Origin of the sequence: Serratia sp. BNK-23 (assembly GCF_047456145.1) — a bacterium.
Lineage (GTDB): Bacteria > Pseudomonadota > Gammaproteobacteria > Enterobacterales > Enterobacteriaceae > Serratia > Serratia nematodiphila.
In genome coordinates, this window is the sequence record NZ_CP179900.1 from 2,961,094 (window position 1) to 2,981,886 (window position 20,793).

26 protein-coding genes are annotated in these 20,793 nt (G+C 58.4%); 10 read left to right on the plus strand and 16 right to left on the minus strand.

Annotated elements, in window-relative coordinates; all coding sequences use genetic code 11:
* Nucleotides 1–85 precede the first annotated feature (85 nt).
* A complete protein-coding gene (locus tag ACMGF9_RS14035; RefSeq protein WP_076740328.1) occupies nucleotides 86–1,699 on the plus strand; it encodes a sensor histidine kinase in 1,614 nt (537 codons plus the stop codon).
* Entirely contained in the window at nucleotides 1,692–2,411 is a 720-nt protein-coding gene (gene dcuR / locus ACMGF9_RS14040) for a two-component system response regulator DcuR (protein ID WP_118892130.1), read from the plus strand. Before ACMGF9_RS14035 ends, dcuR begins: the two co-directional genes overlap by 8 nt.
* A 37-nt stretch (nucleotides 2,412–2,448) precedes the next feature.
* Here the strand turns inward: dcuR and ACMGF9_RS14045 are convergent, their stop codons facing one another.
* The 3 genes from ACMGF9_RS14045 to fabV form a co-directional block, all read right to left on the minus strand.
* Entirely contained in the window at nucleotides 2,449–2,784 is a 336-nt protein-coding gene (locus ACMGF9_RS14045) for a hypothetical protein (protein ID WP_004940957.1), read from the minus strand.
* A gap of 48 nt (nucleotides 2,785–2,832) precedes the next feature.
* On the minus strand, nucleotides 2,833–3,138 hold the full coding sequence (locus tag ACMGF9_RS14050; protein WP_118892131.1) for a hypothetical protein: 306 nt from the start codon (nucleotides 3,136–3,138) through the stop codon (nucleotides 2,833–2,835).
* 616 nt (nucleotides 3,139–3,754) lie between these two features.
* Nucleotides 3,755–4,954 carry an enoyl-ACP reductase FabV gene (fabV, locus tag ACMGF9_RS14055; protein ID WP_118892133.1) on the minus strand — a complete coding sequence of 400 codons (1,200 nt, stop codon included), beginning with the start codon at nucleotides 4,952–4,954 and terminating at the stop codon, nucleotides 3,755–3,757.
* A 276-nt stretch (nucleotides 4,955–5,230) separates the two neighbouring features.
* Between fabV and ACMGF9_RS14060 the strand changes: the two genes are divergently transcribed.
* Entirely contained in the window at nucleotides 5,231–6,007 is a 777-nt protein-coding gene (locus ACMGF9_RS14060; RefSeq protein ID WP_414160291.1) for a DUF4225 domain-containing protein, read from the plus strand.
* On the plus strand, nucleotides 6,007–6,309 hold the full coding sequence (locus tag ACMGF9_RS14065; protein ID WP_042784229.1) for a hypothetical protein: 303 nt from the start codon (nucleotides 6,007–6,009) through the stop codon (nucleotides 6,307–6,309). Before ACMGF9_RS14060 ends, ACMGF9_RS14065 begins: the two co-directional genes overlap by 1 nt.
* Before the next feature lie 50 nt (nucleotides 6,310–6,359).
* Here ACMGF9_RS14065 and ACMGF9_RS14070 read toward each other — a convergent pair whose 3' ends face one another.
* The gene (locus tag ACMGF9_RS14070) at nucleotides 6,360–6,710 is read right to left on the minus strand and encodes a DUF4377 domain-containing protein (RefSeq protein WP_118892134.1); all 351 of its coding nucleotides are present in this window, start codon (nucleotides 6,708–6,710) and stop codon (nucleotides 6,360–6,362) included.
* A 248-nt stretch (nucleotides 6,711–6,958) separates the two neighbouring features.
* On the opposite strand from ACMGF9_RS14070, the gene ACMGF9_RS14075 reads away from it, so the two are divergent.
* Both ACMGF9_RS14075 and ACMGF9_RS14080 read left to right on the plus strand, forming a co-directional pair.
* Nucleotides 6,959–7,309, plus strand: coding sequence for a hypothetical protein (locus ACMGF9_RS14075; protein ID WP_004940946.1), 351 nt, complete (start codon nucleotides 6,959–6,961; stop codon nucleotides 7,307–7,309).
* Nucleotides 7,310–7,383: 74 nt separating this feature from the next.
* Entirely contained in the window at nucleotides 7,384–7,602 is a 219-nt protein-coding gene (locus tag ACMGF9_RS14080; RefSeq protein WP_004940942.1) for a hypothetical protein, read from the plus strand.
* Here the strand turns inward: ACMGF9_RS14080 and ACMGF9_RS14085 are convergent.
* From ACMGF9_RS14085 to ftnA, 5 genes are all read right to left on the minus strand, one after another.
* Nucleotides 7,599–8,003, minus strand: coding sequence for a hypothetical protein (locus ACMGF9_RS14085; protein WP_015377537.1), 405 nt, complete (start codon nucleotides 8,001–8,003; stop codon nucleotides 7,599–7,601). The genes ACMGF9_RS14080 and ACMGF9_RS14085 overlap by 4 nt on opposite strands.
* Nucleotides 8,004–8,492: 489 nt before the next feature.
* Nucleotides 8,493–8,834, minus strand: a complete 342-nt coding sequence (locus tag ACMGF9_RS14090; RefSeq protein ID WP_004940890.1) for a YebY family protein — start codon at nucleotides 8,832–8,834, stop codon at nucleotides 8,493–8,495.
* A gap of 69 nt (nucleotides 8,835–8,903) precedes the next feature.
* Nucleotides 8,904–9,785 carry a copper homeostasis membrane protein CopD gene (gene copD / locus ACMGF9_RS14095; RefSeq protein WP_031300111.1) on the minus strand — a complete coding sequence of 294 codons (882 nt, stop codon included), beginning with the start codon at nucleotides 9,783–9,785 and terminating at the stop codon, nucleotides 8,904–8,906.
* A gap of 2 nt (nucleotides 9,786–9,787) precedes the next feature.
* Nucleotides 9,788–10,171 carry a CopC domain-containing protein YobA gene (yobA, locus tag ACMGF9_RS14100; RefSeq protein ID WP_240437446.1) on the minus strand — a complete coding sequence of 128 codons (384 nt, stop codon included), beginning with the start codon at nucleotides 10,169–10,171 and terminating at the stop codon, nucleotides 9,788–9,790.
* 324 nt (nucleotides 10,172–10,495) lie between these two features.
* Entirely contained in the window at nucleotides 10,496–11,014 is a 519-nt protein-coding gene (ftnA, locus tag ACMGF9_RS14105) for a non-heme ferritin (RefSeq protein WP_015377481.1), read from the minus strand.
* 344 nt (nucleotides 11,015–11,358) lie between these two features.
* Here ftnA and ACMGF9_RS14110 point away from each other — a divergent pair, with 344 nt between their 5' ends.
* Entirely contained in the window at nucleotides 11,359–11,589 is a 231-nt protein-coding gene (locus ACMGF9_RS14110) for a DNA polymerase III subunit theta (protein WP_016928156.1), read from the plus strand.
* Between the two features lie 31 nt (nucleotides 11,590–11,620).
* Here ACMGF9_RS14110 and pip read toward each other — a convergent pair whose 3' ends face one another.
* Both pip and ACMGF9_RS14120 read right to left on the minus strand, forming a co-directional pair.
* Nucleotides 11,621–12,574 (minus strand): prolyl aminopeptidase, encoded by a 954-nt coding sequence (gene pip / locus ACMGF9_RS14115; protein WP_004928848.1) that lies wholly within the window; start codon nucleotides 12,572–12,574, stop codon nucleotides 11,621–11,623.
* 156 nt (nucleotides 12,575–12,730) lie between these two features.
* Nucleotides 12,731–13,126 (minus strand): RidA family protein, encoded by a 396-nt coding sequence (locus ACMGF9_RS14120; RefSeq protein WP_085336340.1) that lies wholly within the window; start codon nucleotides 13,124–13,126, stop codon nucleotides 12,731–12,733.
* Nucleotides 13,127–13,274: 148 nt separating this feature from the next.
* On the opposite strand from ACMGF9_RS14120, the gene ACMGF9_RS14125 reads away from it, so the two are divergent.
* Nucleotides 13,275–14,171 carry a LysR family transcriptional regulator gene (locus tag ACMGF9_RS14125; protein WP_118892168.1) on the plus strand — a complete coding sequence of 299 codons (897 nt, stop codon included), beginning with the start codon at nucleotides 13,275–13,277 and terminating at the stop codon, nucleotides 14,169–14,171.
* A gap of 4 nt (nucleotides 14,172–14,175) precedes the next feature.
* Here ACMGF9_RS14125 and dksA read toward each other — a convergent pair whose 3' ends face one another.
* Nucleotides 14,176–14,601, minus strand: a complete 426-nt coding sequence (gene dksA / locus ACMGF9_RS14130) for an RNA polymerase-binding protein DksA (protein ID WP_004928840.1) — start codon at nucleotides 14,599–14,601, stop codon at nucleotides 14,176–14,178.
* A 369-nt stretch (nucleotides 14,602–14,970) separates the two neighbouring features.
* Between dksA and ACMGF9_RS14135 the strand changes: the two genes are divergently transcribed.
* Entirely contained in the window at nucleotides 14,971–15,717 is a 747-nt protein-coding gene (locus tag ACMGF9_RS14135; protein WP_118892169.1) for a carbon-nitrogen hydrolase family protein, read from the plus strand.
* A gap of 26 nt (nucleotides 15,718–15,743) precedes the next feature.
* Complete coding sequence (exoX, locus tag ACMGF9_RS14140) at nucleotides 15,744–16,412, plus strand: exodeoxyribonuclease X (RefSeq protein WP_004928833.1); 669 nt, start codon at nucleotides 15,744–15,746, stop codon at nucleotides 16,410–16,412.
* Nucleotides 16,413–16,447: 35 nt separating this feature from the next.
* Here the strand turns inward: exoX and ACMGF9_RS14145 are convergent, their stop codons facing one another.
* The 4 genes from ACMGF9_RS14145 to ACMGF9_RS14160 all read right to left on the minus strand — a co-directional run bounded on the left by ACMGF9_RS14145 (nucleotide 16,448) and on the right by ACMGF9_RS14160 (nucleotide 20,719).
* On the minus strand, nucleotides 16,448–18,481 hold the full coding sequence (locus ACMGF9_RS14145) for a S9 family peptidase (RefSeq protein ID WP_118892170.1): 2,034 nt from the start codon (nucleotides 18,479–18,481) through the stop codon (nucleotides 16,448–16,450).
* Between the two features lie 68 nt (nucleotides 18,482–18,549).
* Nucleotides 18,550–19,203, minus strand: a complete 654-nt coding sequence (locus tag ACMGF9_RS14150; protein WP_025302440.1) for a tellurite resistance TerB family protein — start codon at nucleotides 19,201–19,203, stop codon at nucleotides 18,550–18,552.
* Between the two features lie 157 nt (nucleotides 19,204–19,360).
* A complete protein-coding gene (locus ACMGF9_RS14155) occupies nucleotides 19,361–19,939 on the minus strand; it encodes a molecular chaperone (RefSeq protein WP_015377474.1) in 579 nt (192 codons plus the stop codon).
* A 42-nt stretch (nucleotides 19,940–19,981) separates the two neighbouring features.
* Nucleotides 19,982–20,719: a phosphatase gene (locus ACMGF9_RS14160; RefSeq protein ID WP_414160292.1), complete on the minus strand. Its 738-nt coding sequence runs from the start codon at nucleotides 20,717–20,719 to the stop codon at nucleotides 19,982–19,984.
* Nucleotides 20,720–20,793: the final 74 nt, after the last annotated feature.

A 20,793-nucleotide genomic window follows, 5' to 3' on the forward strand; every position in this document is an offset into this window, starting at 1 on the left:
GCGTGCTATAACCTGCTGCCGGTAACTGCAGCTTGCCGCATTCCTCGCTAGAATACGCCGTGATATCGCCATTCGGAGAACCGCCATGCCAAAACAACGGGTGCCGCTCAAGCTGAGCACCTCCATCACGCTGATGGTGTCCGCCATCATCGCTTCGGTGCTGCTGGTGGTGTTCGCGCTGTTTTTCGTGCAGATGAGCCGCGAGGGGCAAGATCAGCTGCAGCAAAAAGCCATCGCCGTCGCCAACACGCTGGCGCTCTCCAACACCGTGATCGACGGCCTGCAGCGGCGCGATCACAGCGGCGCCATTCAGCGCTTCGCCGAGCAGGTGCGCCATCAAAACGAGCTGCTGTTCGTGGTGGTGGTGGATATGCAGGGCATCCGCTATTCGCACCCTAAACCCTGGCTGATCGGCAAGCATTTTATCGGCGACGATTTGGCGCCCGCGCTGCAAGGCAACGTCAACAGCGCCATCAACCGCGGCACGCTGGCTCCGGCGCTGCGGGTGTTCGTGCCGGTGTATGACGATCAGAAAAAACAAATCGGCGTGGTGGCGCTCGGCATCGCGCTGGACACCGTGCAGCGGGTGGTGGCGGAAAGCCGATGGATCATCTATTGGACCATCGCCTTCGCCGCCCTGGTCGGCAGCCTGGGCACCTTTTTCCTGGTCTCTGCGCTCAAACGCATCATGCTGGGTTTCGAGCCTTACGAAATCTCCAACCTGTTCGAACAGCGCAACGCCATGCTGCAATCGATTAAAGAAGGCGTGATCGCGGTCGATAATGAATCCCGCATCACCATCGTCAATGACGAAGCCAAGCGCCTGCTGCGCCAGAGCGGGCCGGTGGAAAACCTGCTGCTGGAAGCCGCCAGCAAACATTGGCCGGCGCAGCTGCATCTGGCGGAGGTGCTGGCCAGCGGCGAACCGCTGCGCGATCGGCAGATCAGCTTCAACGGCAGCGAACTGCTGACCAATACCGTGCCGGTGATCGTCAACGGCCAGGTGACCGGCGCCATCGCCACCTTCCGCGACAAGACCGAGATCAGCCGCCTGCTGCAGCGGCTGAGCGGCATGGCGCACTACGCCGACGCCCTGCGGGTGCAGTCGCACGAATTTATGAACAAGCTGCATGTGATACTCGGCATGCTGCATATGAAGGCCTATCAGCAGTTGGAAAACTACATCATCAACACCGCCAGCAACTATCAGGAAGAGATCGGCGCGCTGCTGCGCAAGATCCATTCGCCGGAGGTGGCGGGCTTCTTCATCGGCAAGATCAGCCGCGCCCACGAGGCCGGCATCGAACTGACCATCGAGGAAAACAGCCTGCTGCCGGAAACCGACGATGCGGAAACCACCCACGTGCTGATCAGCGTGCTCGGCAACCTGATCGAAAACGCCATCGACGCCATCGACGGTGTTGAGGGCCACGAGATCGGCCTGAGCTTCCATCATCACGACGATCAATTACACTGTATCGTCAGCGACGACGGCCCCGGCATAAATCCGGCGATCGGCGCGCGCATCTTCGAACACGGATTTTCCACCAAGGGAACGGGACGCGGCATCGGCCTGGCGCTGATCCGCAGCCATCTGGAGAAACTGGGCGGCAGCATCGATTTCGAATCCGAACCGGGCGAGCTGACCCAATTTTTCGTGCACCTTCCCTATCAGGCCAAGAGCAGAGCCCATGATTAACGTACTGATTGTCGACGACGACCCGATGGTGGCGGAGCTGAATAAATACTACCTGAGCCAGGTCGGCGGTTTTCACTGCCAGGCGACGGTCGCGACCCTGAGCCAGGCGCGTGCCCAGCTGGCCGACGCCAGCGTCAGCATCGATCTGGTGTTGCTGGATATTTACATGCAGCAGGAGAACGGGCTGGATCTGCTGCCCGGCCTGCGCGAACTCGGCGAAAAGACCGATGTGATCATCATCTCCTCCGCCAGCGACGTGAACACGGTGCAAAAAGCGCTGCACTACGGCGTGGTGGATTATCTGATCAAGCCGTTCCAGTTCAGCCGCTTCAAGGAGGCGCTGAGCCACTACCGGCAACAGTCACAGCTCTTGGCGCAACGCGAGTTTTCGCAGGCCGACGTCGACAGCCTGTTGCGCCGCCAGCCCGGCGGCCAGGAGAGCAAAAAGCTGCCGAAGGGCCTGACCAGCATCACCCTGAGCACGGTGTGCGAGTGGATCGAACAGCAGCACGACAGCGAATTCTCTACCGACAATCTGGCCAACGCCATTGGCATTTCGCGGGTGTCCTGCCGCAAGTACCTCATCTATCTGGCGGAAAGCGGCATCCTCGGCACCCGTATTCTGTACGGCGCCACCGGCCGGCCGGTCTATCTGTATCAGCTGAAACCGGACGCGATCGCCATGCTGAAAGAGCATTGCCGCCCGGCCTAAACGACGTCGGGCGCAGAAAGCGCCCGGACGTTAAAGGTTAGAAGTTGTGCATGTAACACTTCGCCTCGGGATGAGGATCTTTCGAGTGTCTGCGCAGGCAGCGCTGCTTTTTCTGCTGCTGTTCCAGGTTCCGCTGCTGCCGCTCGGCGGTCTCAGCGGCTTCGCGCTGCTGTTCGCGTGCAATCGCCTGCTCGTTGGCCAGCGTCAGGTTATCGACATTCCACACCTTGTGGCGCAATGCGTCGCGCTTTTTCTGGTACTCCTCGGTGACCTTACTGTCCTTCGGCGCCGCCGCATGGTATTCCAGATCCACCCGCGCCTGCGCGAAGCTGGAACAACACAAGGCCACGCCGGCCAACACGATCCTTTTCATCAATGACTCCTTTTACATTACATCGCTAGACTCTGCGCGCACGCCGGCTCAGCAACCGTTCGGCGATGCCGTCGGCTTTTCCTCTGAACGGGAGACGCGCTGCCCGCCGGTGACGGGCGCTTTGCCGGGCTCGATAGCGCACTCCGCCAACCGCGCCAGCTCTTCCGCATCGCGCTCTGTCGGCGGCGCTTCCTCGCTCATTTCCTGACGCAGATCCTGCGCCAGCGCTTTCAGGCGCTTTTGAAACAGCACCGGCGACACTCCTTCGCACGGCCTGTCGTAGCGCGCTGCGCTGGCGCTTTGGCTTAGCGGCGGCAACAGCAAGAGAAAGATCGCGGCCATGTTCTTCGTCATGGGCAACTCCTTTGATTACGCCGAAATAAACCGGCGGTTCCCTATAAGGAAAACGAATTGTCTGCTAACGCAATGAATGGTCAAGCCACGGCAGAATAACGCAGGAAAGGTAAACCCTCCGACAATATCGGCAGAATGCGCGCATTAATTTGGCTGAATATATTTAGCGGTTTAACGATCGAATATTTTCGACCCATCTAACGTACCGCCAATACCGATATTACCTTCATGCAATACCGACGAGGCAGACTCACCCGCCATGATGCGTTGCCGCTGTTCCCGCGTGGCCGGCTGAGGCTGAGACCAGTCCGGGGACGTCGACGTTGGCTGGATCGCGCTGCAGCCGCTCAACAAAAACAACGATACCGTGGCACAATAACGCCATGTCATAGCTTTCTCCTTAAAGGAAATAAAATACCCGCAGCCGGCGGCAAGGGTAAATAAAAAATGACTTTCTTTAGTTTAATAACCGCCGTTATTTCACCATCCGACTGCCGATGTTAACCACCCGGTTCCTCTGTTAACCCGAAATAAACATTTTCGCTTAGCCACCCGATAATTCGCAGGCAATAAAAAAGGCCGGGCTAACCCGACCTTGTTTGACCGCTCGACGCGCTTAGACCAGCTCGATCACATCGAAATTGGCTTCGCCGCTCAGATCGGCGTCGTAGTCAACGCCCTGCAGACCGAAGCCGAACAGGCGCAGGAATTCCGCCTTGTAGCCCTGGTAATCGGTCAGTTCGTTGATGTTGTTGTCGTTCAGCTGCTGCCAGATTTTACGGCAGGTTTCCTGCACTTCGTCACGCAGTTCCCAGTCATCCAGGCGCAGACGGTGTTTCTCGTCGGTATCCGGCGCCGCACCGCTGTACAGCTTGGTGGCGAACAGACGCTGGATCTGCTCGATGCAGCCTTCGTGAATGCCCTGCTCCTTCATGATTTTGAACACGATAGAGATATACAACGGCATCACCGGAATGGCGGAGGAAGCCTGAGTCACTACCGACTTGAGCACCGCAACGTAAGCCGCGCCGCCTTTGGCCTGCAGCTTCTGGTTGATGGCGTGCGCTGCGCGATCCAGATCTTCTTTCGCCTTGCCCAGCGTACCGTGCCAGTAAATTGGCCAGGTCAGATCGGTACCGATGTAGGAGTAAGCGACCGACTGCGCGTTATCCGCCAGCACGCCCGCTTCGTCCAGCGCGTCCATCCACAGCTGCCAGTCCTGGCCGCCCATCACCTTCACGGTGTCGGCGATTTCTTGCTCGTTGGCCGGCTCGACCACGGCTTCAACCAGCACGTCTTTGTTGGTGTCCAGCGCGACGGATTTGTATGGCTCGCCGATCGGCTTCAGTGCGGAACGCACCACTTCGCCGGTTTCCGGCATCTTACGCACCGGCGAAGCCAGCGAGTAAACCACCAGGTCAACCTGACCCAGGTCTTTTTTGATCAGATCGATCACGGTCTGACGGCACTCGTTGGAAAATGCGTCGCCGTTGATGCTTTTCGCGTACAGGCCTTCTTCTTTAGCTGCCTTGTCGAAACCGGCGGAGTTGTACCAACCGGCGGAACCGGTTTTGCCTTCGCTGCCAGGCTTCTCGAAAAATACGCCGATGGTGGCCGCACCGCTGCCGAAAGCGGCATTGATGCGCGAGGCCAGACCGTAACCGGTGGATGCACCAATGACCAGCACCTTTTTAGGCCCGTTTTTCAGTTCGCCGCGTGACTTAACGTAGGCGATTTGCTCACGGACGTTGGCTTCACAGCCTGCCGGGTGAGCGGTGGTGCAGATAAAACCACGAATTTTAGGTTTGATAATCATAGTAATTTTTTCTTGGTAGCTAAAAACCGAAGGACAATATACCTGATTTTCTCGATATACTTAAGAAAGTGCGAAAACAAGCGCAGTGAACAGACCAGTTAAGTCGATGGTTCAGGGTTGCCCAACTCCGCATCGTGATGTCTTCACACGCCACGCCTCGTCCCCTCAACGAGTTCAAGCTTTCCCTCTTCAAATCAGCGAAAGTTGATCAAGCTTCTGGCGTTGCGTTATGGTGTGGCTGTTTTTCGGTCGAAATCCAGGGAGGAACAAAGAAAAATGGATAATCCACTGTTACTAAAAGAACGTTTAAATACCTACTCGCAAACGATGGCTCGCCAACAAGGACGTATGCTTTTAGAACTATCAGAACGCGTTAATAGGGACTTTTTAAAAGACCGGACAGTCGGTAATGCCTTCAGACATGAGATGCACTGCTTTGTGAATGATAAATTGCAAAAATGCCAACAAGCAGGTGAAGCGGCGAATGTTGCAATGAGAGAAATGAAGCAAGAATATCAATCGCTTTCTGAGCAAGAGCGCTTATTGCGAACTGACGCCGTGACGCCTTATGCCGTAATGAGAAAGAAAGTCAATCATGACGCCGTAGTGACCTACGTGTTAGCCGGCGTTGGCTTCCTCTCGGGAATAGCACAAATTTTACTCGGCGTGGGCTTGGATTGGACTGGCGTCGGTGCCATTCCAGGAACGTTACTTTTAATCAATGGCATCAATAATGTCTACGAAAACGGTTATACGCTGTTATTTGGCAAGAATACTATTGGTCCAGGCCGAATGATGTACCGCTCTGCGGCTTCAACGCTAGGCTATTCCCATTCCGCAGCAGACATGGCGTTAGGTGGCGTAGACTTACTGTTATCAGGCTATGGTTTACTAAAACTGTCGCTGAAACCCGAAGCCTGGCGATTATTTCGTTACATCAATACAGACTATATTCGCGGTTGGAGGAACATGGGAAGAGCCAGCTTGATGCTTGAAGGTGGTGCAGATGTCTCAACCATTAATTCCATTTATAAAAGCAGCCAGGAACAGTGATGGAACCGACTTTATATTATATTTTTTCTACTCTCGCTGCCGCGGCCTGTCTGGCCGTGAAATACGTCTTCAGACCGTCTCTGGGTTCCAAGGGTTATGTCGTTCTGGTTACGATATGCTTTTTAATCCTTTGCTGGCAATTTACCCTTTTTGCCAACGGCAACACGATGTTTATTGCTGACTCTGAAACATGGGCTAAAGAGAATTGGCCTCTACGCTACTGTGCGCTGGGGTTTGCTCTTGCACATGCCTTCGCCACTTTCGAATCCTCCAAAAGAAAGAAAAAAGACAAACTTTCCTGAAAACGTCACCACCAAATGAAACGCCATTTGGTGGTGACGAGATAGATCCATTACGCCTTGTGCTTTTCCAGCTGCTCAATCAGCGTGTAACGCAGCGATGAGGCGTCGGCCGGTACGTTCTCCACCGGGGTGACGCGCACTTTCAGCCGATACTGATAGCCCGGTTCGAAGGTGAAACCCTCGATGCCGGTATAGAACAACTCCCACGGCTGCTGCGCGGAGCGGCGCACCTGCATGCACTTCATCGGGCCGACGCCCACGCAGTCCACCAGCGCGCTGTTGACCAGCAACACTTCCGTTTGGCCGCCTTTCTCGTTTCCGGGCTGATTCATCGAGGTTCCCTCCTGGCTGCAGCCGGCCAGCGCGGCCAACGCAACAAATAACAACGCTTTAATTTTCAATGTACTGCACCAATAGTCATCCAGGGGCGCCATGCTAACAAATTAACCGACCCAAGAGAACAGATAGCGCTACGGTTCCACACGCCCCAAATATCATTCCTCTGTGCTCTATCAGTCTGGAAAATATCGCAAAATAAACCCCCTGTTCTTATCCGAACCGGTAATTACCCCCGCTATTTTTTCTGTTAAAAACAGCAGGCTTGCGCAAGCTTTACTGAATCTAACTGAATCGATAAAGAGGGAATTTTATGCAAGAGATCGATGCCAAACACTTTCACCTGATCGCCGGCGCCGGTAACTTTGGCGACAACCGCAGCAGCAATGGCCGCGTCAACAACAACGGCGGCAACAAGAACGGGGGCGGGTCATCCAATCAGGGATTCTACGGCAAGCACACCTCGCCGGATTGCGTTAACGGCGTGATCACCGGCTCTCTGGGCGGCCTTGGCGGCCTGGCGGTGGGCGCGCTCAACGGCGGCTGCTTCAAGGAAGGCAGCAAAGGCGGCGGCAACGTCGGCATGGGGAAAGGCGGCAACAAAAACAGCGGCAGCAGCTGCAATAACAATAGCAGTAAAGGCGGCAATACCTGTTCGCGCTAAGCGGTTTTAATTAATCAAAGCTCCGGCTGAGCCTCTCCGTTCGGTCGGCGCTTTCCGTATTTTTGGTGATAACCATGTTTAAACTGTTTCGTACCTTATGCCTGCTGCTCGGCTTCTGGATCGCCACCCTGCTGCTCAGCGGCGCGGGGGTCTCCTTTACCCACGGCTACGCCGCGCCTAAAAATCTGTCGCATTTCGTCGTCTCGCTGGTGGTGGTTGGCGCCATCCTGCTGTGGACCCATAAATTGCTGCGGTTCTTTTTTGCCGAGAAATTTGAGAAGAAACCGCGTTAAGCCGTGTTCTCGTTGGGGGCGCCGCCCGCAACGATAAAACCGGCATCGCGAATCGCCGCCTTAACCTGCCTGGCGTCCATCACGGCCGTTTTCACATAGCCAAAAAAGGCCACCCGTGCGCCGGGCAAACGGACTGGCGTCGCCAGTTGGGCCATAAGCTCACGATTGCGCTGCGCCATCAGCTCGGCGCGCGCCTGCCAAAAGGCGGCCGGTTCGGAGGGGGCTTCAGTGGCGGTTTCGAACTGAGACGCCAACTCGCTTAGCGCCTCCCACTCCGCCAACAGGGCGGCAACCACTTCAGGATTAGCCACCTGCCCCCAGTCAGAGGGTAAGGCCCCCTCACGCCACGCATTGAGATAGCCGGGTAGCGCCCTCTTCAACTGATTCAGCCGATCGTTCAACGCAGGTTTCCTTTTACAACGCCTAATGCCTTGATATTCTGCATAATGCCACTCTCGTTAAACCGATAATGGGAACAATGAACGGAGCTTATCAGCGCCATAAATGACGTAATGACTTTTGGTGCGGCTAAATTAGCGATAGGTGCGGTGGGTGTGTGGAGCCGGAGATCGGGCTGAGGTGTTACGACTGGAAAGAGAAACCAGAAATTTATTGGCGTCTTAAGTGGAATTTCCTTATAAATCAATCACACAAAAAAAGACCGAATACGATTCCTATATTCGGTCTAGGGAAATGGCTCTTGGGAGAGAGCCGTGCGCTAAAAGTTGGCATTTAATGCAGGGCTTGTTCAGCCGTGCACTTTAAGAGTAGCCTACCGCGCCAGTTTTGCCAGCCGCCCGGCGGCCGCGTGATAGTTTCGTGACGAAATAACTATGCGGCAAATGCGCATCAATCCGCGCACCTTGGACAAGACGTTGGCAAACAAGCGGTTAGTCAGCGCACAGCTTCTCGGCGCGCTCGATGAACGGCGCCATGCTCATTTTTTTCCCCGGTTCGGCAGGGTCGTCCAGCAGGATCACCTCCAGCGGCTGCGCGCGCTGATGGCCCTTCTTCACCTGCTGCTCCGCCGCGTCGTTGAGCGGATATTGCATCAGGGTGCTGTTATTCAGCACGAACAGCGCGCCGCCGCTGCGGCACTGCAGCGTCACCTCTTCCTTGGTGAACGCCCACTGTTTGCCGTACTCCAGTTTGGTGATGTTCACCAGTTTGTCTGCCGCCAGCGCGCCGGTCGCGGTTGCCAGCAGCGTAATGCCGAGTAATACCGATTTCATGTGATGGCCTTAAGGTTGCTATTCGCGCCGATTTTCCCGCAGCTTGGCCGGTTGCGGCAAGCTGAAATGTCATACCGGCGCATAGGTTGCAAATAAACTGACCAGCAGCAGCACCGCCATCCCCAGCCCGACTTCGAGCCAGCAGGCCAGCACCACACCGCGCTGCGCCAGCGCCGGTACGCGGCTCATCGCCGGCACGATGGCGTAGCGATTGGCCAGCGCCACCATCACCATCAGCGCCACCAGCGCGGTTTTGATCAGCAGCAGGCGCTGATAAGGCGAGCCGAGGTTGAGCGGCCAACCGCCGAGAATGATCAGGCTGTTGACGATGCCGGTGACGATCACCGCCGCCACCGCCAGGTGCCCCCAGCGCGAGAAACGGATCAGCGTGGTGATGGCGTCGCTGCGCCACTGCGGCGGCGACAGGTAACGCAGGCAAACCAGCAGCGGCGCCAGGCTGCCGAACCAGTAACCGGCGGCCAGCAGGTGCACCGCATGGTTGGCGCGGTGCAGCGCGCCCAACGCGCCTTCATGCATCGCCGCGTGGCCGATGAACGCCAGGCTCACCAGCAGCAGCGCCGAGCACAGCGCCAACGCCTGTACGCGCGGCCGTTCCGGCAGCAGCAGGCCCAGGATCGCCAGCAGCGTCAGGCCCAGATGCCAGCGCCACACTTCGCCGAAGGTGGTGCCGAGCACCGCCCACCAGACCTCCAGCCGCCAGGCGTCTTGCCAACCGTCGCCCATCTGCCCGGCCTGGATGGCCAGCAGCGCCACGGCGGAAAGCCCGGCAACCCAGGTGCCGGCAAGCAGCAGCGGACGCACATCGCGGGAGAGGATCGGGGAGAGGCGCTGCGGTGACAATAAGGCGGTGAACAGACTGATGCCGAACATCAGCATCACCGCCGCAAAGTGCACCAAGCGACACAGAACGAACAGGGTCGCCAGAGTCACGATCAGTTTACGGTGAAGCTGTACTGGCCTTTGGTTTTATGCCCGTCGACCGACACCACATGCCAGCTGACGTTGTATTTGCCCGCGCTCAGCTCGCCTTCAATCGGCACGTTGACCTGAGTGTTGTTGTTCGGATCGAGCTGCAGCTTGCCGGTTTTCACCACGGCGTTGTCCGGGCCGGTGATTTTCACGCCGCTGAAGTTTGGTTCGATGCCTTCGGAGAAGCTGAGGGTCAGCGCCTTCGGCGCCGGGCTGACGCTGGCGTCAGCCTTCGGCGTTTCCAATTTCAGGTGGGCGTGCGCCAGCGCTTGCTGCGAAGACAGGCCAACGAACAGAACGAAAACGGTGGAAAGCAGGCGACAGGAGGAACGAATTTTACCGATCACAGTGGTATCCCTTAACAATATAAAGAGGGTCATAAGGGTTAAGGCCACAGCCAAGGCGATGTATCAGCGGCCCCAACCCACCGCAATGATTGCGCCACGGGTAAACAGAAAAACGGGTTGTATCGGCTAACCCGCTGTTTTGACTCTACCATCCCTGTAGCGTATCGCGGTAAATCATAACGACCACGCCGCGGCAAGTCGAGCGCATCACTGGCATTTTGCGATCCGGCAGCACGTATCGCCGCATAACCGCGATAAACGCAGGGTAAAAAAAACCGCGCGTCAGGCTCGCCCGCGCGCGGTTTTTCGATGCTCTGGTGCAGATCAGGCCTGGTCGTTGCCGCCCTGGCCCATCGCGCCCATTTTCTTCAGATCTTTGTCGATGAAGAACAGGCCCTTGCCGCTGGTGCCCACCAGCGCCAGCTTGTCCAGCACGGATTTGAACAGTTTCTCTTCTTCATGCTGCTCCGCCACGTACCACTGCAGGAAGTTGAAGGTGGAGTAATCGTGTGCGGTCATGGCGGCGTGCGCCAGTTCGTTGATCTGACGAGTGATCAGCTGTTCGTGTTCGTAGGTCTGCTGGAACACGTCCGCCAGCGACTCAAACGCCACCGGCGGCGCGGCGATGGTGCCCAGCAGCGGCAGAGAGCCGGTGTCGCTCAGATAGTCGAACAAACGTTGCATATGCTGCATCTCTTCCTGAGAATGCTCTTTAAGAAATGCGGCGGCGCCTTCAAAGCCTTTATCGCTGCACCATGCGCTCATCTGCAGATACAGGTTGGCGGAGTAGAACTCCAGATTCAGTTGCTCATTCAGCTTTTGAGTCATTTCTTGCGTCAGCATAATGATTCCTTTTATTTTGCAGGTCATGAATTTAATTTCCGCGCATTATGCCTTGCTGCCGTAAAAATAAAAACACATTATTCACACCAAGCAAACATTAATTATAAAAATCATAAATATCAATAAATTAAAATATCAACCCCACGTTGAGAATTCACATGATAATTATTTTCATCTTTTATTTTAATCAAAAAGCGAATCATTCTTATTTAAAAGAATAAATAGATTGCATTACTCTCGGATAAATATCGCTCCCGGCAACGGCGTAATGGGCTTGCCAAGCGCCGCCGGGTGGATTACCTTCTGCGCAGATTCAATGCGGCAAAGTAAGTAAGGAGCATAGCGTGGGTTACAATCTGGCCGAGCTGTCCAAAGAGGAAATGGACAGGGTGAATGTGGATCTCGCCGCCTCAGGCGTGGCGTATAAAGAGCGCTACAACATGCCGGTGATCCCGGAAGTGGTGGAGCGCGAGCAACCGGAAGCGCTGCGCGACTATTTTCGCGAGCGCGTGGCGCACTACCGCGCGGAATCCCACAAGTTTTCGCGCCTGCCGTACGAGCCGAAGGCTAAATAGAAAAACCCGCCGTTACGGCGGGTTTTTTGCGTCACTTGCCGGCAAACCGGTCGGTGGCGATCATCAGCTGGTGCAAAATGCCCGGCTCATCATACGAATGCCCCGCCCCTTCCACGATATGCAGCTCCGCCTCCGGCCAGGCCTTGGCCAGGTCCCAGGCATTCTGCACCTGGCAGGCCATGTCATAACGGCCGTGGACGATCACCGCCGGAATATGGCGGATCAGCGGCACGTTGCGCAGCAGTTGGTCGTCACTCTCCAGGAAGCCCAAATGGGTGAAGTAGTGGTTTTCAATGCGGGCGAACGCCAGCGCGAAATCATCCTCGCCGAACGAAGCGGATTCGCGGCTCGGCAGCAGCGTGACCGTCTCCCCTTCCCACACGCTCCAAAGTTTGGCCGCTTCAAGCTGCACCTGCGGATCGGCCGAGGTCAGCCGCTGCCGGTAGGCGGCGATCACGTCTTTACGCTCGTCATCCGAGAGGATGGACAGCACGCGCTCCCATTTTTCCGGGAAGAAGCGCGAAGCGCCGTCCTGGTAATACCAATGCAGCTCCTGCTTGCGCAGGGTGAAGATGCCGCGCAGCACCATTTCACTGACGCGTTCCGGGTGGGTCTGCGCATAGGCAAGCGCCAGCGTCGATCCCCAGGAACCACCGAACACCAACCATTGTTCGACGCCGGCCATTTCCCGCAGCCGCTCAATATCGGCCACCAAATGCCAGGTGGTGTTGTTGTCCAGGCTGGCGTGCGGACGGGAACGGCCGCAGCCGCGCTGATCGAACAGCAACACCTTATAGCGTTCGGGATCGAACAGCTGGCGATGGTGCGGAGAGATGCCGCCGCCCGGCCCGCCGTGAATGAAAACCGCCGGCTTACCGTTCGGGTTACCGCTCAGCTCCCAGTAGATCCGGTGGCCATCCCCAGTGTCCAGCCAACCGCTGTCGTATGCCGCTAACGGCGGGTACAAACCTCGTAATTGTTCCATGGCGCTTTCCGTCTCTCTGTGAGTCATGCTTTCATCAAAGCGGAAGCCGCCCGGCAGGTCAACGGTAAAACCTGAAAACTCAAACGCGCGCCGGGAACTCGGCGCGCGTTTGCTCAAAATCACAACGACCTGCTTGCAAAACGCCCACAGGCCCGATCAGTTCAGGTGCGCAATCGCACTGATCTCCACCAATTGCTCGGGCGAAGCCAGCCCGGTGACGCCGATCAGCGAACCGGCGGGCCGGTGATCGCCGACATAGCGTTTGAACAACGCAACGCAGGGTTCAAAATGCGCCTGTACATCGGTCAGATAGATCTCCACATACGCCAGGTTCGAACGTTCGGCGCCGAATCCCGCCAATACCCGATCCAGGTTGTCCAACGTCTGTTGGGTTTGCCGTTCGATATCGCCCGCGCCGATAAACTCACCCTGCATATCATGGGAAAACTGCCCCGAAATGTAGAGGGTGTCTTTGACGCGAACGCCTTGGGACACGCCATTCTCCTCTTCCCAAATGACCCCGTGATGGTAGTGCGTGATGCCGTTTTTCATGCTGCTTCTCCAACCGTTTATCGTTTCCATGGCGACTATAATCGTTTGATTGGCGAATGGACGTCGTCACTGAAACGACATTGGATATGCAGTTAATTCATTGAATATGTTAAATTAATTATCTTATCATCGAATCTCGGGGGGCGGCATGTTGCGGGCGAATCTCAATGACATTCAGGTTTTCATGGCCGTCGTCGACGCCGGCAGTTTTGTCGCCGGCGGACAGACGATGGGGCTGTCGCGCTCGGCGGCGGGCAAAGCCATCGCGCGTCTGGAGCAGCGGCTGAGCGTGCGGCTGTTGCATCGCACCACGCGTTCACTTGGCCTGACCGACGAGGGGCGGGAGTTTTATCGGCGCGGTCTGCAGATCCTCGCTTCGGTCGACGACGCCGAGGCCAGCGTGGCCGGCGACAAAGGCACCGCACGCGGGGTGCTGCGGTTGACCGCTCCCGCCGCCTTCGGCAGACGGATCCTGTTGCCGCTGGTGCCGAAATTTCTCGTCGCCTGGCCTGAGGTGCAGGTGGAGATCAGTTTTTCCGATCGCCTGGCGGATATCGTGGAAGAAGGATTTGATTTAGCGGTGCGGATCGGCGTCACGGCGCCGGATACCCGGCTGGTGTCCAGAACCCTCGCCAGGTATCGCGCCCTGCTGTGCGCCTCCCCCGCCTACCTCGCCGCCCGTGGCGAACCGCAAACCGTCGAGTCGCTCGCCGGGCATGAGGCTCTGCTGTTCAGCAGCCGCAACCAAAAACAGCCCTGGCGGCTGCGCGACGAGCGCGGCGAATGGGTCAAGGCCCCGGTGCGCGGCCGCCTGCGGCTAGACAGTGGGGAAGCGTTACGCGACGCCGCTCTGTCCGGGTTGGGCATCGCGTATCTGCCGGAGTTTATGATTGCGGAGGACCTGGCCGCCGGCCGTCTGCAGCAGGTGTTGCGCGCCGTGGCGGGTGAAGAAGTCAGGATTGTGGCGCTCTATCCGAATAAGCGCCTGCTGGAACCTCGCGTCAGGCGCTTTCTCGATCTGTTGGTGGATACGCTCGGCGGCTGAGACCTTACCCGCCTTTACGCATATGCGGCTCACGCATCTCCTGCGCGGTTTTCGCCTCAATGCTCAGTTCCGCCGTCGGACGCAGCAGCAGGCGCGCCAGCCCGATGGGTTCGCCGGTTTCCCGGCAGTAGCCGTATTCGCCGTTCTGCAAACGCGCCAGCGCCGCATCGATTTTCGGCAGCAGGCGGCTTTCGCGATCCAGCTGGCGGAACAGCAGGCGCAAATCCTCTTCGCGCGCCGCCTTGTCGGCCTCATCGCCCGTCGCTTCGCCGCCATCGATCTCTTTTTTCAGCTCATCGATGTGCAGCAGCAGCTTTTGCCGCTCATCCTGCAGCAGCTGACGGAAAAACGCCCGTTGAACCGAGTTCATATAATCAGAATCCGGCATGGCCAGCAGTTGCTGCGCATCCGGTAATGCCATCACAGTCATTGCGTTCTCCGAATATTGAAAGTGTAATATTATAACATAATAATTATTTTTATCACCCGGTCATCCAAAAACAAAATTTCACGTGCAAACAGCCGGTTAAGTGCAATTCGCACTTTGTCGCTTGCATCCTGCCGGCTTTAGGCGGTTAATGGCTGAGCAAGCCACCCAATCATAGGTAACGAGAGGCCATCATGAGTAAGGGAATGGATAGCAAAAAAAATGCGAAGAAGAAGCCGTTGAAAACCCCAGCAGAGAAACGTGCGGAGAAACGCGCCAAAAAAGCGCATCCGTCTGGTGAGTAAGCGTCCTTCCATCCGTCATTAAACCCGCCAAGGCGGGTTTTTTATTGCCTCACAGGAGAGATGGCCGATGTCCTGCTTCACCCTCGCCGCCGCCCAATACCCCGCCGCTGCGGCCGATATCGCCTGCAACCTTGAACGTCACCTTGAATTTGTCGCGCAGGCAGCCCAACAGCAGGTGCAGCTGCTGGTGTTTCCCGAACTGTCGCTCAGCGGCTATGAACTGGCTGATGCTGCCGAACTGGTGCTGACACTGGGCGATCCGCGTCTGCAACCGCTCGCTGCGGCGGCGCAATCGCATCAGATGACGATCATCGTCGGCGCGCCCTTACGCAGCGGCCAGGCGCTGCATATCGCCGCCTTGATCTTTCACCCCAATGGCGCATTGACGCCCTATACCAAGCAGCATCTGCACGGCGCGGAACGGCAACGGTTCTTGCCCGGCGATGGCGGCTCGCCGCTGGAAATACATCGGCAACGCATCGCGCTGGCTATCTGTGCCGATACTTCGGAGCCCGGCCACGCAAGCGCCGCCGCACAGGCGGGCGCGCAGATTTATGCTGCCGGCGTGCTGGTATCTGAAGCCGGTTACGCGAAAGACAGCGCCGCGCTGGCAGGCTATGCCCGGCGTTACGGCATGGTCACGCTGATGGCCAACCATGCGGCGCCGACCGGCGGCTGGATCCCGGCAGGCCGCAGCGCCATCTGGGATGAAACGGGAGCGCTTTTGGTTGCCGCGCCGGATGACGCTCCTGGGCTGATCATCGCCGGCAAGACTTTCGACGGTTGGCACGGCCGCCTGTGCCGGTTAAGCTGAAGCCTGACGGCAACGCGGAGGAAAGCATGACGTTACGCGTAATAGATACCGAGACCTGCGGGCTGGACGGCGGCGTGGTGGAAGTGGCCTCCCTCGATCTGCTCGACGGCCAGTTAACCAATCCGATGAGCGACCTGGTCAGCCCGGACCGCCCCATCAGCCTCGACGCGATGGCTATTCACCACATCACCGAACAGATGGTGGAAGGCAAACCGCGCATTGCGGTGGCGATCGGCCGCTATCAGGGCAGCCCCTACTATGTGGCGCACAACGCCGCCTTTGATCGCGGGGTGTTGCCGGAGATGAACGGCGCCTGGATCTGCACCCTCAAGCTGGCGCGCACGCTGTATCCGGACATCAAGTACGGCAACCAGTATCTGCGCTACGCGCTGAACCTGGACGTGCAGCTGCCGGCAGACGCCACGCTGTACCCGCACCGCGCGCTGTACGACTGCTACGTCACCGCCGCGCTGCTGCAACGCATCATCAAGGATTCGGGCTGGACGCCGGAGCAAATGGTGCAGATCACCGAACAGCCGGTGCTGCTGAAGAAGTTCAAATTCGGCAAGTATCGCGGGCAGGAAATCGATCGCATCGCCCAGGAAGATCCCGGCTATCTGCGCTGGATGCTGAAATCCATCGACGATCTGAGCCCGGACATGAAACACACGCTGAAATACTATCTGATTGGCTAGCACAGCGGGCGGCGCAGGCCGCCCGCTGTTCGCCGTTACTCCGCCAGCGCCAGAATGAAGGCGTACTCCAGCGCAATATCCTCATAGGCCTTGAAGCGGCCGGATTTGCCGCCGTGGCCGGCATCCATGTCGGTATACAGCAGCAGCTGCCGATCGTCGGTTTTCAGCTCGCGCAGCTTGGCCACCCACTTGGCCGGCTCCCAATACTGCACCTGCGAATCGTGCAGGCCGGTGGTCACCAGCAGATGCGGGTATGCCTGCGCCTTCACCTGATCGTACGGGCTGTACTGTTTGATGTAGTCGTAATAGGCCTGTTCGTTCGGGTTGCCCCACTCGTCGTATTCGCCGGTGGTCAGCGGGATCGACTCGTCCAGCATGGTGGTCACCACATCGACGAACGGCACCTGCGCCACCACGCCGTGGAACAGCTGCGGCGCCTGGTTGATCACCGCGCCCATCAGCAGGCCGCCGGCGCTGCCGCCCATGGCGAACACCCGCTTGCCGTCGCCGTACCCCTGGGCGATCAGCGTTTCGGTCACGTCGATAAAGTCGTTGAAGGTGTTCTGCTTGTTGAACAGTTTGCCGTCTTCATACCACAGCTGCCCCAGCTCGCCGCCGCCGCGAATATGCGCCAGCGCGAACACGACACCGCGATCCAGCAGGCTCAGGCGGCTGGCGCTGAACGCCGGATCCATGCTGCTGCCGTAAGAGCCGTAGCCGTACACCATCAGCGGGTTGGCGCCGCGCTGGAAGCTGTCCTGGCGATACACCAGCGAGACCGGCACCTCGACGCCGTCGCGCGCCTTCACCCACACCCGCTCGCTGCGGTAGTTTTCCGGCGTGAAGTTCTTCACCTCCTGCTGTTTGAGCATCGTCCGCTCACCGCTGTCCATGTTCAGCTCGTACAGCGTGGTCGGGGTGGTCATCGACGAATAGCCGTAGCGCAACAGCGCGGTTTCCGGATCCGGGTTATACGCCAGCCAGGTGGTGTAGGTCGGATCGTCGAAGGCGATGCGTTTCTCTTCGCCCGTCTGCCAGTGGATCTGGCGCAGCAGCGTCAGGCCGGCATTGCGCTCTTCCACCACCAACCAATCGCGGAACAGGCTGAAGCCCTCCAGCATTACGTCGGCGCGCGGGGCGATCAGCGTCTGCCACTGCGCTTCGTCTGCCTGCTCGCTCTGGTACAGGCCGAAGTTCTTGCCGTCCTTGTTGGAGCGGATGTAGAAATGCTGGTGATAGTGATCGATGGCGTATTCGTGATCCTTGCGGCGCGGCACGAACAGCTGCGGCTTGGCGTCCGCACGATCGGCGTCCAGCAGCAGGATCTCCGAGGTGGTGGTGCTGCTCAGGTGGATCAGGATAAAACGCTCGGAGGTGGTCTTCTCCAGCCCGACGTAAAAGGTATCGTCCAGCTCTTCGTAAATCAGCTCATCCTGCTGCGGATCGCTGCCCACCACGTGGCGATAGACCTGATACGGCAACAGCGTCTTGGCGTGCTTGCGCACGTAGTACACCGTCGAGGAGTCGTTAGCCCACTCGAAGCTGCCGGAGGTGTTTTCCAACACTTCCTCCGCCCAACTGCCGTCGGCCAGGTTCTTGAAGCGAATGTCATACTGACGGCGCGACAGGAAATCCTCCGCCACCCCCAGCCGCTGATTGTCTGGGCTGACGTCCAGCCCACCCAGGGTGTAAAACTCGTGGTTCTCGGCGCGCTGGTTGCCGTCGATAAGCACATCCCACTGCTCGCTCTCGGCCTGCGGCTGGCGCACATAAATCGCGTATTCGTTGCCCGGCTCGTAGCGCGTCTGATAGCGATAGCCGTGGCGCACGTAAGGCACCGAATGTTCCTGCTGCGGAATGCGCGCCACCATCTCTTCGTACAGGGTTTCGCGCAGCGCCTGCTGCGGTTTCAGCATCGCATCGGTGTAGGCGTTCTCCGCCTGCAGGTAGTCCAGCACCTGGCGGTCTGCGCGCTCGTCGTCGCGCAGCCAGTAGTAGTCATCCACGCGCGTGTCGCCGTGGATGGTGATGGGATAAGGGCGTTTTTCCGCTTTCGGTGGGGTCATCATTACTAAATCATCCGCTTACATAGATTGCGGCAAGAGTGACACGATTCCCCCCGGCTTGCCAAGCGGCGCTATGCCAGCTCGCGCTTTTTCTCGTTGACGTCGCTCTCGATGCCCTGCTTGACGTCCGCTGGGATCTTCAGCGCCTGCGCCAGCGCATCGAGGTAGCCGCGCTCCATAAAGTGATCGACGTCGATCACCAGACAGCTCAGGTAGTAAACCTCCAGCGCCTCGTCTTCGTTTTGCACGCTGCGGGCGATCAATTCCGGGTTGAGCGGCTGATCGAGCGCTTCCTGCACCCAGCCCTGCGCCTCTTCCCCCACCTGCAGCTGCGCCAGGCTGTGATCGATGGCGCGCTGTTCGTCGGCATCGATATGGCCGTCGCTCTTGGCGGCGAACACCAGCGCCTGCACCAAACGTTTGGCGCGCAGATCCACCGGCGTGGTTTGCAAACCGAACTGCGGTTCGTCCTGATGGGTCTCTTTCACCCGCTGCTTATACTTGTTCCACAGCACCGCGCCCACCGCCGCGCTGCCGCCGATGATCAGCGCATTTTTGCCGAACTTGCCCACCAGCTTACGCGAGGATTTGTTGGCCAACAGCACGCCGACCAGACCGCCCAGCGCCGTGGGCGCCAGCAGCTTGCCGATGCCTTCCGCCCCGCCCATCGCGCCGGCCTTCTGCCCGATCAACGTTTGAATCTGCTGCATCCAGTTACTTTTCATCATCTACCCCTTGCGTGAAAAAGCGCGGCGCGCAGGCGCGGCCGAACCGACGGTAAACCGCCAGATTAGGGGATCTTTTGTCAATTTACGTCTGGGGGATGCAAACCTGTGTTTAGCGGATCGGCGGGCCGGGCGGCCCGCCTGGATGGCTGCGGCGTTACGCGTCTTCGTCGCCCGCTTCGTCGTCCTGCTCGTACTCCGCCAGCTCGTCGCGCATCGCCTGGATGGCGTCGCGGGTCATCAGCGCCAGCGTGCGGTAGAAACCGGTGGTGGCGTGCGCTTCCACTTTGCCGAGGAAGCGGCCGCACCACGGCAGCAGAAACTCGTCGAACAGCGCGATCTGCGCCTGCGCTTCATCTTCCTGCGACTGATCCTCCAGCCAGGAAGCGGCCAGCAGCAGCTGGCCGAAATGGTCGGCCGGCGCCTCCGCCAGCGGCATGCCGCGCTGCTGCAGGAAGGTGCGCACTTCCGCTTCGCTGGCTCCTTCGACGTAGTCGGAGCGGAACGGCGACACGCTGCATTCGCTGCCGACGAACATCGCGTTAAAGTCGGTCGCCAGCTGGTTGACGTCGCAGCCCTGCTGCAGGCGCTTCAGCAGGTCATCCTGCTCCAGCGGCCAGTGCTGCTGAAGCTTGCCCTCTTTGATCAACGCGAACAGCGGCACCAGCAGCGGATCCTGCGGCTGGCGGTAGAACAGCGTACCCAGCACGCGGCAGACAATGGAAAACTCATTCATGATAATGCCTTATACAATACGGAAAATTTTGCCGGGACGATGTCACAAATCGGCCAATTCCGCAATCGCCGGCTTGCCGCGCCGCTCGAGAAAATCCAGCAACCGGCGCGGGCTGACGTTGAGAATGCGCTCCTGCGGGAAGCCCACCTCTTCGATGATGCGCTCGCAGTGCTCGAAATTACCCAGTGAAAAAGCGACGTGCGAATCCGAACCCAGCGCCAGCCAGCCGCCGGCGTCGCGCACCGCGGCGGCGATCGCCCGGCAATTGGCCTCGCTGCCCTTGCGGGAGTGGGTGAACGACGAGTTATTCAGCTCCAGCGCCACCTCGTATTTGGCCGCCGCCGCCGCGACGGCGGGAATATCGATCGGGTAACGCGGGTTGCCGGGGTGGCTGATGATATGCACGTCTCCCTGCGCCATCGCGGCGATCATCGCTTCAGTATTGGACGCTTTATCCTGCGCCGCAAACACCGGCTCATGGAAACCGGCGATGATCACGTCGGTGGCCGTCAGCATCGGGCCGGTGCAGTCGATATCGCCCTGCAGGTTTTTGATGTTGGCTTCGATACCGCGCAAAATGCCCACGCCGTTCACCCGGCGCGGCCACACGTGCATGTTCATGAAGTGCCAATAGTGTGGCGCATCGGCCATGTCCGGGCCGTGATCGGTGATGGCGAACAGCTTGATGCCCTTCTGCTGGGCTTCGGCGATGTAATCGTGCAGCGTGCTGTAGGCGTGGGTGCTGGCGACGGTGTGCATATGCAAATCAACGGGGTACATTGTTTCTCCTTCCAGAGGGCCCGCCCGCAAAGGTACGGACAGGCGCGATGACGATAACAGCTTATCAGTTACCG